Source organism: Leeuwenhoekiella polynyae (assembly GCF_004104075.1).
In the GTDB taxonomy this organism is placed as follows: domain Bacteria; phylum Bacteroidota; class Bacteroidia; order Flavobacteriales; family Flavobacteriaceae; genus Leeuwenhoekiella; species Leeuwenhoekiella polynyae.
Genome location: NZ_QOVK01000001.1, coordinates 40,510 through 59,089, shown reverse-complemented (window position 1 = coordinate 59,089; position 18,580 = coordinate 40,510). Strand labels below are relative to the sequence as shown.

The following is an 18,580-nucleotide window of genomic DNA, read 5'->3' as shown; positions in this document are numbered from 1 at the left end:
TATGGGGCTGGAGGAGTACAAACGTAAAAGGGACTTCAACAAAACCCCAGAACCCGCCGCAGACATCCATTCCAAATCAGCGGGTCGGTTTGTCATACAACGCCATCAGGCTTCACGTTTGCATTACGATCTACGGCTGGAGTTGGATGGGGTGCTCAAAAGTTGGGCGGTTCCCAAAGGCCCTTCGCTCAATCCTGCAGACAAGCGCCTTGCGGTACAGACTGAAGATCATCCTATACGCTATCTAACTTTTCACGGCACCATCCCTAAAGGAAATTATGGCGCCGGGGAAATGATCATTTGGGATGAAGGCACCTTTACCATAGCAGCCGGATATCCCACGGATGCCCTGTTGCAACACTATGAAAAAGGCGACTTAAAGATTCAGTTTTTTGGCACCAAAATAAAAGGAACATTTGCCCTTGTACATACCAAAAGAGAAAATGCAGATAACCACTGGTTGCTCATCAAGAAGAAAGATTCCTACGCTACCGATTTACACTACGATGCAGAGGTATTTGTAAACCGCAACCAATCTCCTGCTTCCTCTTCCACCCCCATCAAAAAACTCGACCCCTCCCAATTCATCCGACCTATGTTAGCCACAGCGACTAAAAACATATTTAACGATCCCGAGTGGGTGTATGAACTCAAATGGGACGGTTACCGGGTTCTGGCACATATTCAGGATGGGAAGGTTAATCTGCATTCGAGAAACGGTATCAACTACACGGAAAAGTTTGAAAAACTGAAACAGGATTTAGAAGCAATTGAGCATGATGCAATACTGGATGGTGAAGTGGTCGTGGTAGATGCTGACGGCTTACCGCAGTTCCAGGCGTTGCAGAATTATACCCATACTACGGCGGGCACGTTGCGCTATTATGTATTTGATATGCTCAACCTCAACGGGCATGACATGCTAGACCTGCCCCTTTTAGACCGTAAAAGCCTGATTCCGGAAGTCATCGCAGGTTGTGAAGCTACGCTGTATTGCGACCATATTGAAGGTATGGGATCTGCACTCTACAATAAAGCGGTTGATGCCGGTATGGAAGGCGTCATCGCCAAACACAAAGAATCGACCTATGCGCCGGGATACCGCTCTGAAAAATGGCTAAAGATCAAAGCCGTGCTCACCGAAGAGACGCTGATCTGCGGGTATACCAATTCAAATAGTGGCGGTACCCCGTTTGGGAGTTTAATTCTAGGGATGTATACCGAAGATAAACTGAAATATGTGGGCAATTGCGGTTCCGGGTTTAGCAATGAAGAACAACATGGGTTGCTGAAGCAGCTGAAAAAACTTTCGGTTGCTGAAAATCCCTTTGGTAAAAAGATAAACCTGAAGGGCCGAAAGCCAAATTGGATCATTCCACAATTGATTTGTGAAGTTAAATTTTCCGAATGGACAACAAACCATGTTATGCGCCATCCAGTTTATAAAGGCCTGCGCAGCGATAAGATTCCACAAGAGATTCGTATTCAGAAGCCACATTCAGTATCTAAGAAAACCCAGCCCACTTCTGAAGCAGGTATTGAAGTAGCCGGACACTACGTTAATTTCACCAATCTGGAAAAAATATACTGGCCCGCTTCCGGCTACACCAAGTATGATCTTATTGATTATTATATTCAGGTATCAGAATATATGTTGCCCTATCTCAAAGACCGGCCGCAAAGCTTGCACCGCCATCCAGACGGAATTAATAAGAAAGGTTTTTACCATAAAGACCAAGAGCATCTTCCGGCGTGGATGGAGACGGTTTCCGTATTCTCCAAATCGTTAGACCGCAAGATCAACTACCTACTGTGTCAAAACGAAGCCGCATTGCTCTATATGGCCAATCTGGGATGTATTGAAATCAATCCCTGGAATTCGCGGGTGGGTACTCTGGAGAAACCCGATTATGCCATTATTGATCTTGATCCTTCAGACACCAATACCTTTGAAGAAGTAATAACCGTAGCACAGGCCGTAAAAGAAATCCTGGATCGAGCAGGTATTAAAGGCTTTTGCAAAACCTCGGGTTCGAGTGGTTTACATATCTACCTTCCGCTGGCGGCTCAATACAGTTATGCCGAAGCGCGTAATTTCACCAAACTGCTGTGTATGTATGTGGAGGAACAAGTTCCTAATCTTACCAGTATGACCCGCGCCGTCAAAGACCGAAAGGGTAAAATTTATTTGGATTACCTGCAGAACCGGAAAGGGCAAACGCTTGCCTCCCCCTATTGCGTCAGACCCAAACCCGGAGCAACGGTCTCCGCTCCCCTAGAGTGGAAGGAAGTCAATAAAGGTCTAAAAATCAATCAGTTTACCCTAAAAACAATGGTCGACCGACTGCAGGAGCAGGGCGATCTGTTTGCAGGGATTTTAGGAGCGGGTATTGACATGGCTGTGGCCCTCGAAAAACTAGAAAACGAGTAACCTATAGTTTTTAGAAATACATTACATCTCTTAATAATTTGTTATTTAAGAGTTCTTAAACAGTTTAGCCCGGGATATCCCGCTAAATTGAAAACGCAAAACCCTTCTCAAATACGGTATTGCGTTACCGACAAACTAACTGCTTTTTTATGAATACAAACCTTGTGCATTTTACCTTAAATGGAGAACCGGTGGAAGTTGCTATCGAACCGTGGACCACACTACTTGACTACCTGCGCTATCATCAAAAACTCGTTGGAACAAAAAAAGGTTGTGACCATGGCCAGTGCGGTGCCTGCACAGTTCTTATTGACGGTAACAGCGTGAATTCCTGCCTTTGCCTTTTAGTGAGTCTGGATGGAGCAGAAATCACCACCATTGAAGGTGTTGCAACCGCTGATAACTTAAGCCCTGAACAACAGATTTTTATAGAAGAAGATGCGTACCAATGTGGATTCTGTACCCCGGGGCAAATTTGCTCCACCATCGCGATGTGTAACCGCGGGGAAATCAATTCTGAAGAAGAACTCAAAGATTGGATGAGCGGTAACCTTTGCCGTTGCGCCGCCTATAAAAATATAACGAAAGCCGCCCGTCGCATTTACGAAGAATCCTAATCACTATGAAACCATTTCAATACACCCGGCTTTCGACCGAAGATCTCTCGTTAGGCACTACATTACGTGATTCCACTATTCTTGCCGGCGGAACCAACTTAGTAGACCTCATGAAATATGGAGTTGAAGAACCCGATAGCCTTGCAGATATCGGTAAGTTGCCTTACGCTCAGATCGAAGAATCTGATAAGGGTTTATTACTGGGAGCATTGGTAACCAATGCAGATACCGCCTACCACGCAGCGGTAAAAAGCACGTATCCTGTTCTCAATAAAGCCATACTTGCCGCAGCATCCTCACAGCTGCGTAACCGCGCTACAAACGGGGGAAATCTACTACAACGTACCCGCTGCTATTACTTTTACGATACGACAATGCCCTGTAACAAGCGTGAACCGGGAACCGGATGTGCCGCGATTAAGGGGTTTAACCGTATTCATGCTATTTTAGGCACTTCAGCCTCCTGTATTGCCACGCACCCTTCAGATATGTGTGTAGCCCTGGCCGCCTTAGAAGCCAAAGTACATGTGCTGCGCAAGGGAGAAACCATAGTGATCCCTTTTGACCAACTTCACAGACTTCCGGGAGATCAGCCAGAAAAGGACCATAATCTGGAACCCGGAGATCTCATAACCCATATTCAATTACCCGCTGAAGGTTTCTCAGAGCATTTTGAATACCTAAAAATTCGTGACCGGGAGTCCTATGCTTTTGCTCTCGTCTCTGTTGCGGCATGCTTAAAAGTTTCTCAGGGTAAAATTGCAGACATACGTGTCGCTTTGGGCGGTGTCGCTCACAAACCCTGGAAACTAAAAGAAGTAGAAAAAGATTTTTTTGGGAAAGAGGCTTCCACAGAAAATTTTCAATCCTTAGCTGAACAATTAATCCAGGGTGCCCAAGGTTTTGGGACCAATGACTTTAAAATTTCGCTGGTAAAAGGCGCTATCGTACGTGCCTTAAACAACGCTCTAAATCCATCATAATGCTCAATATAGGAAACAAACAAAAACGGGTCGACGGTCCGCAAAAAGTAACCGGCAAAGCGACCTATGCTGCAGATATCGCATCTCCATTTTACCACGCTTATGTTTTGCAAAGCACTATTGCCTGTGGAAGCATCACAGCTATAGACACCTCGGCAGCAGAAGCATTTGAAGGGGTAAAAGGTATTTTCACACACAAGAATCTTCCTGAGCGTTTAAAAAATAAGGTTGATTATACCGATCCACTTTCCCCTCCCGGCAAGCCATTCCGCCCTTTTTATAACGATAAAATACTGTATAACGGTCAACCCATTGCCTTGGTAGTTGCCCAAACTTTTGAACAGGCCCGCTATGCTTCTAAGCTGATCAAAGTGACCTACGAAGAAAAGAAGTTTAAAGGCAGCTTATCGGATAACCTCAAAAATGCCAGCGCCGATCGCGCTCCAGAACCCGCATCGAATAGAGGGGATTTTAAAAAAGCTTTTAAAAATTCCGACTATACAATAATTCGGGAATACCGCCAGTCGCGCAATTACCACAATCCGATGGAGCCCCACGCCACAAGCGTCGAATATAAAAGCGACGGAAGCCTTGTGGTCTATGATAAAATACAAGGTGTTGCGAGTTCATTAAAATATCTTAACGGTGTGTTTGGCCTTGGTGCAGATAGAGTGCAAGTGAAAAGCGATTTTGTAGGCGGTGCGTTCGGCTCCGGGCTTCGCCCGCAGTACCAGTTATTTATGGCAACACTTGCTGCTTTAGAGTTAAAACACAATGTACAAATGGTTATGACGCGTGCGCAGATGTTCAGCTTTGGATACCGGCCGGAAGTCATTCACACCATGAAGTTGGGTTGTTCAAAGGACGGTATACTAAAAGCTCTTTCGCATAAAACTGTTGGAGAGACCTCTACGTTTGAAGATTTTAATGAGACTATTGTAGACTGGTCTGGTCTCTTATACAAATGTGACAATGTAAATTTAGAATATGAATTAACGCCGGTACAGAGTTATACCCCACTTGATATGCGTGCTCCCGGCGGCGTTTCTGGGGTTTATGCCTTAGAATGTGCTATAGATGAACTTGCCCATGAAGCGGGCATTGATCCGCTGGAATTCCGGCGTAAAAATTATGTAGATTACGATCAGAATGAAGACAAACCCTTCACCAGCAAAGAGCTGATGGCATGTTATGCGCGCTGTGAGGAAGTATTTGGCTGGAAAAACAGAAAGGATTTATCTAAGACTGAGCCACACCTGCTTAAGGGTTATGGGATGGCTACCGGTTCTTGGGAGGCGCTGCAACAACCAGCTTCCGTTTCTCTGAGTATGAATGAAGAGGGTACATTTACCATTAAATGCGCCACAGCAGATATTGGAACAGGAACCTATACCGTAATGTCTCAGATCGCTGCAGACAAGTTAGGGGTTTCTATAGAAAAGATAAAATTTATGCTGGGAGATACCGCGTTCCCAGACTCCCCAATTGAAGGAGGCTCCTGGACGGTTTCGTCAGTAGGATCGGCGGTAGCCTCAGTTTGTGAAAAATTCAAATACCGAATCGCCGATATATGGAAACGAAACAATCCGGATTATCAAGCTGTAGCTTTTGAAGATATTTCGTTTCAAAAAGGTAAGCTGGAATACGGTTCTAAAACATTTGCTTTCACGGAAATTATGCAACAGGCTTCCAAAGAAGAATTAAGCATCGCTCACAGCGAATCACCAGCTGCAGGTCAAAACACCCATTCGGGTTATGCCCATTGTTGTGTGATGGTTGAGGTTACAGTTGATAAGGACTTAGGAATTATTAAGGTGCCCCGCCTTGTCAATGTTTCTGCAGCCGGTAAGATCATCAATCCTAAAACTGCTGAAAATCAGTTGCTGGGATCTATGGTCTGGGGTCTGGGGATGGCCCTTCGTGAAGAGGGAATGGTAGATACCCGTTATGGGCGGGTTATGAATGCCAACTTCGCCGAATATCACATTGCTGTAAATGCCGATATACACGATATACACACAGAGTTTGTTGAAGAGAAAGATGATAAAGTCAATCCGCTGGGTGCTAAAGGTGTGGGAGAATTGGGTATTGTAGGCCTGGCAGCAGCAATAAGTAATGCGATCTTTGACGCAACCGGAAAAAGACTGAGAAAGCTACCTATGCTGCTGGATGATGTTTTAGAAGCCTAACAGCGTCCTCCGTGAGGATGGGTGAGCCCACAAAGCCTTAAACTGAACCATACATTTTTAGATCGAGACACGTTTCATAGCATTTAAATCTCTATTATTCCGTAACCTAAATATCATTACGGGGGTTCGCCCTGAGCAAGTAGAAAGGCCAGTAGAGAAATCATACGTTAAGTTCACAGTATAAGTTACAGTGGGCAGTATATTTAATTCAATATTAAAAGCACAATACCATCTTTCTCAATCGACCGTGTCCCCACTCCTTCTCCCCCTGACTCCTTCTCTTAAGTTGGAGAAAAGCGTTGAATTCTTACTCTATTGAATACACTGCCATATTCAAACCCGAAGGGCTAAATCAATCAAAAACCCTCGGTTCAGTATAACCGCACCTTTTTGGCTAATGAGCCAGATGGCGCATAGGCTTTGAGATCCTATCGCTTTATCTGGTATATACTATGTAGCGCTTACCATTAAAAGAGTAACGAGACTGAGGGTACAGAAGGTTCCTCTTGTCCTTAAAATTTCTTAAAATAATTTCAGCTCGCTCTAAATAGTGTACTTTAGATTCAAAATTGATGTTATGACTAAGATTGTAAAAGATTCTGATGACGAGAAGGAACGGGACTATATCCTTCAGGATAATAAAAAAACACGCTTTGGCGCCGGCTTTATCATTGTCGTGCTGATTATATTGGTTTTGGCCGTGATCGGTTCGTTTATTTATTTTGAGGTCGTTTAGTTGGATTTAGGCTAATTCCACCGGAGTAGCCCCCTTCTCCCTTGACTCCTTCCCTAAGATCGGAGCAGGAGTTGGATGCTTACTCAATTTGAAGCTTAACTACAAATTATCCAAACCCGAAGGATCAAAAGAATTAAAATCCCTCGGTTCAGAATAGTCCTTGAGTTATGCTAATCCATCTAGATAGGTCGATTTGTGGGTTCAGAACATGAATTGAAATATCAAACTTCTATTCATCTTTCTGTTCATTTTTTCCATCGATACGGCAAAGCATGTCTTTGAGCGAGTTGATGCGGCTGGAAACCAAAAAAATCTAGGCTTACATGAGCTTCTCTAAATTTTTTGTTCCCTCCGCTGCATGCGCTTAACTCGGCCACGGGCCTCAAACAGAACCGCCTGCTACGCTACGCTCACTTCAAATTTAACGAGAACCTCATGATAGGCCGATACTGGCATTCTATCAGAATTTAGATAGTACATAATAACTACACGAATAAAACTATATGTACTCATACCCGAAGGGTTTGGTTTCCTTTTGGTCAGTATAGCAGCAGTTGTCCGTTAAAAATTCATAAAGCCTTGGAAGGAATTTAGGACAACTGTTGCGGTTTTCGCCCCAAGGCGAAAAATACCTATCCAAAAGGCGTCGTTTCTTTTCTGCATCCGACGACTAAAAGGAGAGGAATGCACTGCTCAAAGTAAAGTAGTTTTTAAACTGCCTTTTGAAAAGGTACGAGTAAAGAAAATGAACAAACATGATTAGAAATAAGCATTACTAAAATCTCCGTTAGAATATCAATCAACACTTCATCAGAAGATCTAACATCTATTCATCTCCCAGTTCTTCCACATTGATGCAAAAGAACCAACCCGTCTGGTAAGCCGGGCAGGAAAATCATAACTTATAAAGCTTTAACAGGTTGTTACTATATCTTCATTAAATGATTTTGAAAAGGTCAGTATATTTCAACAACAACCTTAAAACACCATATACAAGGTCGTCACCAACCGCCCTTTAACTGCCGGTGCCCGTAGGGATAACAGCTGTTTGGCGGTTTTTACTTTAAAATTAAAAGGAGGCGCCAGTAGATCAACCCCGCTGTGTTTTTTAAGACGGATACCTTGTCCGGATATAATATCTATGTTAGGGGAGAATTCCGCTTCCGGTACATGCTCGGTAAGGATCACGTATGGATAGAAGTATAACTGGTTGACGATACGCTGGATTTCTGCATTAGAGAGATGTTGCAATACCTGCCGCAACAAAGCCACCTCCCCTTCAGGCAAGGGGTCTTTAGCAAGGTCGATGGTGTCAAAAGTGAGCTGTTTACTTTTAAACGTGTTTTTGTTGTGGGCAATCAACTCCGGTACGATATCGACAGCTTTATAGGCCTGGGTATAGGGAACCAACTCCTTCCCTACATTAAAATCCCCACACCCCAGATCACAGACCACGGGTGGAATTTCCAGGCTTTTAAAAAAAGTGATCACCTCCTCGATATATGGCTGTATTGTTTCTGCATCGTGTGAACCGGCTCCGGAATAAAAAGTACGGTCTCCACCCCACAGGTTCTTTTCGTACACCTGCTGCATAGCATCTTTGGTGGGCCAGGGCTTTTTGGAGTTTTTTTTCATTGGAGGCAAGTTAAAGCAGGTTTTAAAATATACCAACTGAGCCCTAATAACCAAATACAAATTTTGATAAAGATACTCCTCAATACTTCAATCAGTGTGAATCTGGAGCGTGCTTAATACCCAGTTATTTGTAAAATGTAATTGCAGAGGAATGACAAAACTTTACCTAAAAAGAAGATGTTTTGGCAGTGAAGCTTCTAACGGGCAAAAATGACCATAAACTTCTTTTATTCAAACATTTACACGTTATCGAAAACGTTATAGTTATGAAATAATAATGTATATTTATGCTCAGTATGAGGTGATCCTCCAAGTGAAATGAATCACAGACGTGTAAAAAATCTAAGTTATGGCTTCCTATCTTGTGCTAAAAAAAAACCAATAATAACCTTATATCAAGATAAAAAGTTATTGTTATATCCTAAAACACGAGTATAAGTCTTTCAATTTTTATCCAATGTAAAAAATCCAATTGGCTAATCTAAGATTTAAAAAAATGCAGATTCATTTAGATAACCATAACTATTTAGCAGTTCTTAGGTATGGTATAACTAGCTACACCTTGAGTTTGTGTTTTTTAAGCTTTATAAAAAGCCACTATTCAAAGAGTTGTATAACTTCCAGTAACTCGTTAACCGGTAGTCTACTAGCGTATTGAACTTTAAACTTTAAGCCCTAATGAAGTTATTACCTACAGTATTTACCTTAGTTGTAGCTTGGTCTTTTACCTATTCTCAAAACATTAAGGAGACGACCATCATCTCACCTGATTCCACAAAAGAGGAAATAGTTGCTTACCTAAAAAGCAATATCAAAAAATCAGCTATTGAATTTGAGAAAGAAAACTATCCGGCTTCAATTCTCTACAACTATAAGAATTTAAAACTGGCAGAGAAGATTGGAGATTCATTATTACTGGCGATTTCCAGAAGTCATATTGCCAATGACTACTTGAGATTAGACAACCCGGAGCAGGCCCGCGATTATATTGATAAAAATATAATTATGGCCGAAAGCATTAACGATACTGCACTGATTAATGCCGCAAAAATTGATCTTGCTAATATTTATCTGGAAGAAAAAAATTACGAAGATTTTATACGCTTAAACAAAGAAGTGATTGTTCTGGCAAAACATGTCAAAGATAATCGGCGGTTAATCATCAGCTCCCTCAATATTGCAGATGCCTATTTATTTAAACTGGAGCGGGCAGATCTGGCCAGACCGTATTTAGACTCCTTGCGTATCTATAATGCAAACGAGACCCGGGAAGCTGTTAAAAGCCTTCTAGCCGTAGTAGTTTATTTTTTTTTAACTTTTACATTGAGAAGTGTTAGTTTCTTAATATTACATTATGTTTAAGTTTTTTATATCACAAAGCAGAATTACAATACGATTTTCCTGTTTTGTTTGCTGTTTATTCTTCGCTGATAATCTGTTCAGTCAAGATACTAGGGCAAAACTGGACAGTATGGCCGCCCAGCTCCATTCCCTTACTGATACAGGAACCCTAACATCGATCTATCTAAGTACAAATAAAGGGGTTTTTGAGACCGGAGAGGACCTTTGGTTTAGGGCCACAATACTCAATGCTCAGGTTTTCATACCTTCACCTATAGATAAAACCCTGTATGTACAGCTTAGAAACATTAAAAATGATAGCGTGGTATGGCGGGAAAAATATGAGATCGTCAATGGTTTTTCAGATGGGCAGATCTATCTCAACGATACCCTAGATGTGGGAAATTATTTTTTAGAAGCCTACAGCAGGCATTCCTTCAAAAGTGAGATAACAGAATATCATGGCGTCCGAAAAATCAAACTTGTCAATCGGATAAATGAATATATTGAGAAAACCAATACAGATATTACCGCAAAAACGCTCGATCCTGATACTACTCAAAAAGTGGCATCCACTATTCAGTTTAAAATATTCCCCGAAGGTGGATCGCTTATCGATGGGATCAAAAGCCAACTAGCCTTTAAAGCAGTTGATAGCACGGGCATACCTATTGCTGTTTCGGGAACACTTTATGAAAATCAAAAGCCGCTACTGAAATTCACTTCCATCCATGCCGGGATGGGCAGTTTTAGCTTTGTCCCGAACATCAAGAATAGTTACCTGATAAAGCTGAAGTCAAAAGATAAATGTGATTCTATTTCTTATGATATTCCAGAAATTCAGCAAAAAGGATTTTCATTTCATCTGGCCCGAAGGGATTCGGAAAAACTGGTTTTTAAAGTAAGGGGAAATACAGCAGACGGGCAGCTCTATCTAAGGGCGCAGATAAGAGGGCAGGTACAGGCCATGGCCTCCGCCCATATACAGGATAGTCTGGAACTTACTATTCCTACAAAAGACTTCCTTCAGGGAATCTGCGAGGTGACCTTGTTTGATGAGCAGCAAAGACCGGTTGCCGAAAGGCTTGTTTATGTGAATTCAAAAAAGAGATTACAGGTTTCCTATTCACTTTCAAAAAAGATTTATAATACTAAGGAAAAGGTAGATCTCAAAATAAAAGTCACCGATAATGACGGGAATCCAATACAATCTAATTTGGCACTGAGCGTCTATGACAGGTTATACAAAAACCCGGAAGATGGCAAAAACATCCTGACACATTATGAGCTTTCAACTCAGCTTAAAGGAAGTATCTACAATCCCAACTATTATTTTGACGAAGAAAACGAAGACCGGCAAAAAATGCTCGATCTGTTACTTTTAACACAAGGCTGGAGAAAGTATGTCTGGACCGAAAAGAAACTAAAAAAGAATAATGGTCATTTAATCTTGGAAGATGGCATCATAGGAAAGGTAATCACAATACCTTCAAAGAAAAATGCCATCGAACAACAAGGTGTGATGACCATTGATCCAGAAAGTGGCCAAGTTTTAAACCTTGTACCATTAGACAGTCTTAAAAGATTTTATATCAAGTCGGATTATCTGAGTTTAGGACCGCGCATTTACATCCAACATTTTGAGCCCGAAGACGGGCCGGAAGTGAAAGTAAAAGTCTCAGATGGTTATGAAGTTTTAGAAAGGCAGGCTGACCAATACACATACAATTACCCCATTAATAGCAATAGAAAAGAAAACCAAGAACCGATTGCAAGCACCAGTATGACCCAGGGGATATACCTTGATGAAGTTTTGGTTAAAGGACAGAAAATAAAAGGCTCTAGGGATAAATATTTAGCGAAGCTCGATAGCCTGGCAAAACTTAACCTTATTGATGATTATGTTGCTTCTTGTGGTATATTAAACTGTCCCGCAGAAGCTGCTGGAAAGAAACCAATTGAAGGTAAAAGATATACCGCTTGGATAAGCGATCGCAATCCTGGTAGTCATCCATATAATTTTACCGCCGATGAAATGCAAAGCATAGTATATCACTACCCTAAGCTTACTGAGGACGAACTCTTGGAAAAATTCAATCTTACCAAAACAAAAGGATACTATCAAGAAAAGAAATTTTATGAACCTAATTATGATAGTGAAGATGATTCCTTCCCAGACTATCGCAATACCCTTGTCTGGAAACCTCAAATCATCACCGATGACAATGGGGAAGCGGAGCTTAGTTTTTTCTGTTCGGACATCAGTAGTTACTTCGTGGGTATCATTGAAGGGGTAAGTGAAAACGGGCTTTTGGGGAGTAAAGAGTTTGGATTCTATGTTAAAAATAATTTGTAGCCTTCCCTAAATTAAAATTATTCCAAGTTAATTTACACAATTCTTAAATGTATTTTACACGATTTGTAACCCCTGCTCCCGCCAGTCTGTGACTGGTGGCTCGCTAATGTAAGTCACGATTAAGAAAAAAGTGGCATTTATACCGTAATGATCTCTTCGAGTCTCGTTCTGGTCTAACATCAAAAGTCAATGGAAAGGTCATACTGCGCAGTCAGTACACGCAGAACATTCAGGACAATGCTAAACGTATTGCTCTTCTCTAAACTATTCCAGGATCATCACCAACGCCAGCCTATCGAGTTTGAATTATGAAGCCTAAAAGGATTCTGCATACGGCTGATTCTTATATTCACACTCGCGGGTATAAAAAAGCTTGGTTGGGCAATCGAGCGTTAATTTGAAGTGAGATTTGGTTATGTATCTGTTGTTTGTCTGGGGCGTCATAGGTTCTGATCAAATTAAGTGAATTGTTCTTTAATTTTTTTACTGAAATCCGTATTTAGAAGATATCAATAGTTAAATTATTGAGTTCAACCCATTCTTTGAGAATTCTTCGTTCCTCTTCGTAAGGGTCTCTGTTATTTTCTCCTAAAAACTGAACCACTTTATTACGGCGTAACTCAATCGTACAGCATGGTTTAAAAACTCCATTTTCTTCAATACGCAAACCAAATATGCTGGAATAACTTCTTATACAATCAGGCAAATATGAGTATACACAATGTTTAAGTGCTTTTGACTCGTCAAATAAAGTTTTAGAATCTTTAATCTCCTCGATAACATAACGTGTTCCATCAATCTCGTGGTCAATCCATTTAAGATTGCAAGATTTCCAAGTGATGGGTTCTCCTTCCTGATCAGCCTCCAAATAACCGATGCGATGCCATTTTTCCATCGCTAAATTGAGTGACTGAATAGTTCTTCCTTTCAGACTATATTTCCCTGCTGTTTTAGGACTCAAATATCTCTTATACTCAATGAAATCAAGATAAATGTAAAAATCAAAGTCAAGCTTCTCCCTGGAATGAGTCAGGTAAAACCGAATAATCTCCTCCCAAAACGCCATATCTGTATTAAATCGTTCTAAATGACGGTTTTCCCAGGATTTAGTCCATTTAAGCAGTTGGACAATTTCATTGAGCTTTCCCGGAAATGCTTTAAGTAATCGTACGACAATGAGGTAATGTGTAAGAGTATCGTAGCGACTTAAATAAGATGTATGTTTTAATCTAATACCGGTATACTGCAACAAATGAGCTTCCTGCTTTGATAGACGCCAAGAAGGAAAGGTCGTCCTTAAACTGCGCTCTTCAAAAATAACCGCCAATACACGCCTTTTGAATTCCGGTAAGTTTGTTTTGGTTACGTCTATAAAACCCGGGACAGAAAAATTTCCCCCAAACAAAAACCGATGCAAATGACAGCAAGAACTAAGGTCATTGAGGGTAGTTTGTTGTTTAGCCAGAAGAGACGCATATACGGATAAACGCTGCGGGTGCTTTCCATAAAAACAAGCAATTTGGACGATACATTGTGTTAAAAGTTCTGTTTTTAGTTGAAGGTTAGTATTAACCACCGCCTTCATAAAGCACAGGCTTCTATCTAGCTCAAGTTGTGTTTGCTTCGTGATGAAATAATCATCAGCCATCAAATAATTTAATGCGGCGAAATAAAGCCGGTAATTATCCTCCAACTTTTTAAAATGAAGATCTAAAAACTGAAGCCAGGATGTATAAATGGTAGTTTTTGAAAGAGATGCTAACTCTTCATACAAATCAAAATCAGAGAAACACTCCATAACCAGATTCAGTCGTTGCTGAATTTCTGGCTTGTATTTGGGTTTTATAACATTAATATTTTCCTCCACTTTACTTCAGATTGAATGTCAAAAGTAAAAATGGAAACCGCCAATTTGTGACGGACTAAAAAATATAAGATAACAAATCTGTTTTTTTCTATCTAAAAAATTACTTCTTCTTGACTATAGCTGTAATTACTAGTGGTGCCAAAGCAAGCAATACACTACCTGCTTTCTTAGTAATAGAACCAACCTTGGCCCATTTTGCAGAATTTTTATTCTTGGTTTGATTATGTTTCATAGTTATCTATTTTCAAATGTAAATTTCCATTATTTAAAGGTAAATCTTCAAAATAGTTATTCATTGTTATTTCTGTCTTTTCAATGGCGAAAAACATTTGTTCAGCCTCCTCTTCATTTGGCGCCCATTCTATAATAACTCTCTTAGCGTTAGTATCAAATGATGATAAAACCTCATTTACACGTATTAGAGCTTGAGCAACCATCTTAGGCTCATTCATATCTTGATAAACTAAGGCTAAAAGTTGACTGCTCCTAATTATAAAACTGAGTGATTGTTTGATTCGATAGTATCGTTCTCTTTGCTTAGAAAGCAAGTTATCCTCAGTAAAACCATCAATTATAGCTTTAAACCCTGTTTTTTTGGATGCTATTTGTTCTAAATCATACTTGAGAGAATAAATAAGTTGTTCTCTACCCAAACTTAATTGACTTATAATTACGGGAAAAAGTAAATCCTTATACTTTTCACTTACTCTAGTCTGAAGAAACATATTATATGCGCTCTGAATATGTGCTAGTCTGTCATTATGAGCTCCATATAAAACAATATTCAACTTTTCATCCAAATCCTTAATTTGTCCTGATAGACTAGCAATTGACTGCTGAATATTCATTAATTGAGCTGTAGATAATAAATTATCTATTTGCTCAGCAGTTAAATCAATTTCTTTTAATGTGACTTGTCCTAGAATTCCCTTTTTACTATTGTTTGCATTGGCTAATACATTTGCTGAATAATTCCCTTCTTTAACATTTGATTTTGATATATATGCTTCACCAGTATCAATCATTTTTTGTAGTTCTGGTGAAATTTCGGCTATGTATGAAAGCCCCCTTTTTGTATTTTGAACTATTCTTGAGGCCCCAGGAATTTTACGTAGGATTTCAGCAAACAAATTATAATTCGCGTCGTAATTAGATTTTATGAATTGATTATTATAATCAATAAAGGATTTAGAAAAAATACTATCTCCAACCGGTATTTTTTCAATATCGCCAGAGGTGATTATATCCAGATGATTTTTAAGCTTAATTATTATACCGTTATTATTATTCATAAAAGTAGTAATAGTGTAGTTTAAATATATTATTAAAATTCCCTGAGAGTATTTCTTATAAACATACCAAACTTATCGCTAGAATAACCACTAGAGGGATGTTTAATGCAGAACATAATAGGTCTGTTATCAAAAAAAGTAAGCTGATGAATGTTTCTCCAATTATTCTCTTTGGTTAATTTAAGAACATTGTGTTCAAATTTATCCCAGATTTCATTCCACATTCTGTATCCTAGTACTATTATATAATCTGGTCTTAATTCTAAAACAACATTTTTAAAAGACTCTTTAGAGTTTTGCCACATCCATTTTTCGGGTTTTCTTCTTGAAGCAATTAAAGGCTCTTGGATGTAATTATAGAAGGCCACAGAATGCCAAAGCTCTTTTAAATTCTCTAACTTATTATCTCTTGAATGTAATGTGTAAAATAATTTGGTAAAAAAAGAAGATGAAAATACCTCGCCGTCATCTGTTCCCTCTCCTATTTTTTCTTTCACTACTTGCTGCGTGTAATCTCTACGATTAAAAATATTTGAGTTTCCATAATGAGATTCTCCCAAAATTAAAATTCGCTTATTAAATATACCTCCATTCTTATAATTTGATCCAATCCAAGGATCCCAGGTTTTAGTTTTCATAATTCTATTTTAAAAGTTCACATTGATAACCAAAAGTAAAAGCAAAGTCCGCCAATTTGTGACGGACAAAAAACTATTAATACTGATCCAAAGCTTCCTGAAGCATGCTTTTGATTTCTTCCCGCAGCTCACTGGGTTCAAGCACCTCTGCAAAACAATGCATTTTTAAAATCTGAATTTTAAATTCGTAGTTGGGTACAATGCGGTAGGTCACGATCCCATGCTCCTGTCCTCTTTGCCAGTCAATCTGCTGCGAACGATGTAACGGCAAGCTCTGCAAATACTTTAAATGTTTGTGGAAGACTCTTAGTTTAATGCGTTTGGTTTTACCGTCTCCCTCATTAAAATTAAGACCGATGATTTTATGAAACCGGTTCAGCTGCTCTTCGTAATCTTTATACTTGATCATGCTTGCTCCGGCAGTGTCTAAGTCTTTTAGACGGTCAATTCCAAAAGTCCGTATTTCTTTAGATTTGTGGGGCACTCCAATGACGTACCAGCGATTTAAATACTCCTTAATGCGAAGGGGCGTGATGGTATAGTCTTTTTCAGTGTTTTCCCAATAATTGATGTGTTTAAAACGTATGTGCTGCTGCTGCAGAATGGCGGTGATTATTTTTTTGACTAAATGAATCCCTGTAAAAATTGAGGAATCGTCCAGTTCTACAAGATCTGAAAACTTACTTAGGTCTGTCTTCCCGTCTTTCAATAACTTCCCTACACTGGCAAACTCAACCAGTTTTAGAAACTCATAAGTTTCGTCCAATGCGCTGTCGTCAATTTTATAGCCTTGTAAAGCGTTATTATACTCAGCCTGAATAAAAAATTCACTGCGTATAGTGGCCAGATCGCGTTCTAGCGTACGTTTAGATATGGGCTTAGATTCTTCATAATGAGATAGACCTTCCTGTATTTCAGCCAGGCTAATACCCGGTTTGTGTTCTATTAAACTAACAATTTTTCCCAATCGGGATATTTTAGCGTACGTACTCATAACTGGTATTTTAAGCAAATATAACATTCACACCGTCATATTATGACGGTTCGATAAAATACATTTGTAAAAACTATAAATCTACTGATGAAACCTAAACTCACACCCAAAGAACGACAGATTCAATTAGCTATACTCTACGCTCAACTCAACGATTCTCTGGGATTAATAAAGGAACTAAAGGGTGATTCTGTCTCGCGGCAGAAATATGAGCGAGGTGCTACTGAACAAGATATAAACAAATTTTTAGAACAGTCACTTGAGCGGGTTGAAGAGCTTTTGGGTTTAAACTAGTTACCAGCAAGCAGTACCACTACCTATTTTTTTTATTGAACTTCTTATGTGAAAAATACTTAAAGATGACATCAGGCTAGTAGCAACACAATATATTTAGACTAAAAACCATATTGATCATAGATGATGTCATAGGTGTCATTTTGCGTGTTATAGGTAAGCACAAGTCTATGCTGGGTATCTGTACATATAAAAAGTTCTTCTGCACTGATGGTCATCAATTCCTTCTGGTCTTTATATACGGTAAAAAAGATTCCCTCTAAATGTGTTCCCAAAGTAAGTTCGATATATTCAGGATCAAATGGCGGAATCGATAGGTCTATTTTTATTTCGTTTCCTGTTATTTGATCAAAGCTCTGTGCGATCTCAACTCCGTTCCCTGCAAACCATTCAGCCGCTTGAAAAAAGCCATCGCTACTCGTGGTTTCTATATAAAAATAGCTGGAGTTGTCAGGCCCCTGATTGCAAAAGTTGTGATCACTAAATCCACGAAAACCTATACTGTAAACAGCATCCGGTTCGTCAACGTCGGTAAGATAAATAACCACCTGAACCTGCTTAGAGACAACGCCATTAGAAACCTTTATGGTTGCTGTGAGCTTTGGGTTAGCTTCAAAATCATAGAGGCTATTATCTAATACAATGACCTCACCGGTAGGACTGAGATCTATAGAACCGGGATGGCTTTCTTTCAGTAGCTCATAGGTTAACGCGCCGTCGGTCGTCGTTGCTTCAATTTGCCCTAAGTAGGTTTGTGCATAAGGATTTTCAGCAAGCGCTATTTCAAATCCTTCAGCTTTCAATACCGATTCATAAACATCTTTTAATTCAATGCCTATATTAGCAAACACCGCTGTATTGTCTGCTTCCACCTTTACCTTCGCTGTAATTGATGGGTAAAGCTCAAAATCAAAAAAAGTCGAATCCTGCACTTGAAGCACACCCGTTAGTTTGTCAATGCGTAAAGCGCCTTCAGGATTTGATGCTTCTAAAGAATAGCTGTATAAAAATTGCTTTTCCGAATACCCTTGTATATTTCCTAATAAGCTATTATTCCTTGGATTTTCATCCATAATGACCACTAAATCATTTGTCCAAAAAACCAGAGGGTTAGTTGTTTCTGGTAAATCGACTTCTTCTACATCACACCCATTTCCTAAAAATACGATAAGCAATAAACTTATAAGTCTAATACATCTCATAGCAG

The 18,580-nt window shown here is 39.7% G+C and carries 15 protein-coding genes; 8 read left to right on the top strand and 7 right to left on the bottom strand.

From position 1 onward, the window contains the following. The first annotated feature begins 1 nt into the window (after position 1). The 5 genes from ligD to DSM02_RS20265 all read left to right on the top strand — a co-directional run bounded on the left by ligD (position 2) and on the right by DSM02_RS20265 (position 6,956). Complete coding sequence (gene ligD / locus DSM02_RS00225; RefSeq protein WP_128763765.1) at positions 2-2,431, top strand: DNA ligase D; 2,430 nt, start codon at positions 2-4, stop codon at positions 2,429-2,431. 149 nt (positions 2,432-2,580) lie between these two features. Then, positions 2,581-3,048 (top strand): (2Fe-2S)-binding protein, encoded by a 468-nt coding sequence (locus DSM02_RS00220; protein WP_128763764.1) that lies wholly within the window; start codon positions 2,581-2,583, stop codon positions 3,046-3,048. A gap of 5 nt (positions 3,049-3,053) precedes the next feature. Then, positions 3,054-4,031, top strand: coding sequence for an FAD binding domain-containing protein (locus DSM02_RS00215; protein ID WP_128763763.1), 978 nt, complete (start codon positions 3,054-3,056; stop codon positions 4,029-4,031). After that, the gene (locus DSM02_RS00210) at positions 4,031-6,220 is read left to right on the top strand and encodes a xanthine dehydrogenase family protein molybdopterin-binding subunit (protein WP_128763762.1); all 2,190 of its coding nucleotides are present in this window, start codon (positions 4,031-4,033) and stop codon (positions 6,218-6,220) included. The genes DSM02_RS00215 and DSM02_RS00210 overlap by 1 nt, the downstream gene beginning before the upstream one ends. A 577-nt stretch (positions 6,221-6,797) precedes the next feature. Then, positions 6,798-6,956 (top strand): hypothetical protein, encoded by a 159-nt coding sequence (locus DSM02_RS20265; RefSeq protein ID WP_164918197.1) that lies wholly within the window; start codon positions 6,798-6,800, stop codon positions 6,954-6,956. Positions 6,957-7,934: 978 nt separating this feature from the next. Here the strand turns inward: DSM02_RS20265 and DSM02_RS00205 are convergent. Further along, positions 7,935-8,591, bottom strand: a complete 657-nt coding sequence (locus DSM02_RS00205; RefSeq protein ID WP_128763761.1) for a class I SAM-dependent methyltransferase — start codon at positions 8,589-8,591, stop codon at positions 7,935-7,937. Positions 8,592-9,269: 678 nt separating this feature from the next. On the opposite strand from DSM02_RS00205, the gene DSM02_RS00200 reads away from it, so the two are divergent. Next, on the top strand, positions 9,270-9,953 hold the full coding sequence (locus DSM02_RS00200; protein ID WP_128763760.1) for a hypothetical protein: 684 nt from the start codon (positions 9,270-9,272) through the stop codon (positions 9,951-9,953). Between the two features lie 109 nt (positions 9,954-10,062). Next, complete coding sequence (locus DSM02_RS00195; RefSeq protein WP_128763759.1) at positions 10,063-12,288, top strand: hypothetical protein; 2,226 nt, start codon at positions 10,063-10,065, stop codon at positions 12,286-12,288. A 499-nt stretch (positions 12,289-12,787) separates the two neighbouring features. On the opposite strand, the gene DSM02_RS00190 is transcribed toward DSM02_RS00195, so the two are convergent. From DSM02_RS00190 to DSM02_RS00175, 5 genes are all read right to left on the bottom strand, one after another. Further along, positions 12,788-14,155 carry a PcfJ domain-containing protein gene (locus DSM02_RS00190; RefSeq protein WP_128763758.1) on the bottom strand — a complete coding sequence of 456 codons (1,368 nt, stop codon included), beginning with the start codon at positions 14,153-14,155 and terminating at the stop codon, positions 12,788-12,790. A 100-nt stretch (positions 14,156-14,255) separates the two neighbouring features. Then, positions 14,256-14,387, bottom strand: coding sequence for a hypothetical protein (locus DSM02_RS20640; protein ID WP_262707826.1), 132 nt, complete (start codon positions 14,385-14,387; stop codon positions 14,256-14,258). Next, positions 14,377-15,447 (bottom strand): hypothetical protein, encoded by a 1,071-nt coding sequence (locus DSM02_RS00185; protein WP_128763757.1) that lies wholly within the window; start codon positions 15,445-15,447, stop codon positions 14,377-14,379. The genes DSM02_RS20640 and DSM02_RS00185 overlap by 11 nt, the downstream gene beginning before the upstream one ends. 32 nt (positions 15,448-15,479) lie before the next feature. After that, positions 15,480-16,085 carry a hypothetical protein gene (locus DSM02_RS00180; protein ID WP_128763756.1) on the bottom strand — a complete coding sequence of 202 codons (606 nt, stop codon included), beginning with the start codon at positions 16,083-16,085 and terminating at the stop codon, positions 15,480-15,482. Between the two features lie 76 nt (positions 16,086-16,161). Beyond that, positions 16,162-17,079, bottom strand: a complete 918-nt coding sequence (locus tag DSM02_RS00175) for a helix-turn-helix transcriptional regulator (RefSeq protein WP_164918196.1) — start codon at positions 17,077-17,079, stop codon at positions 16,162-16,164. A gap of 87 nt (positions 17,080-17,166) precedes the next feature. On the opposite strand from DSM02_RS00175, the gene DSM02_RS00170 reads away from it, so the two are divergent. Then, positions 17,167-17,373 (top strand): hypothetical protein, encoded by a 207-nt coding sequence (locus DSM02_RS00170; protein ID WP_128763754.1) that lies wholly within the window; start codon positions 17,167-17,169, stop codon positions 17,371-17,373. A gap of 101 nt (positions 17,374-17,474) precedes the next feature. Here DSM02_RS00170 and DSM02_RS00165 read toward each other — a convergent pair whose 3' ends face one another. Further along, the gene (locus DSM02_RS00165) at positions 17,475-18,575 is read right to left on the bottom strand and encodes a cadherin repeat domain-containing protein (protein WP_128763753.1); all 1,101 of its coding nucleotides are present in this window, start codon (positions 18,573-18,575) and stop codon (positions 17,475-17,477) included. Between the last annotated feature and the right edge of the window lie 5 nt (positions 18,576-18,580).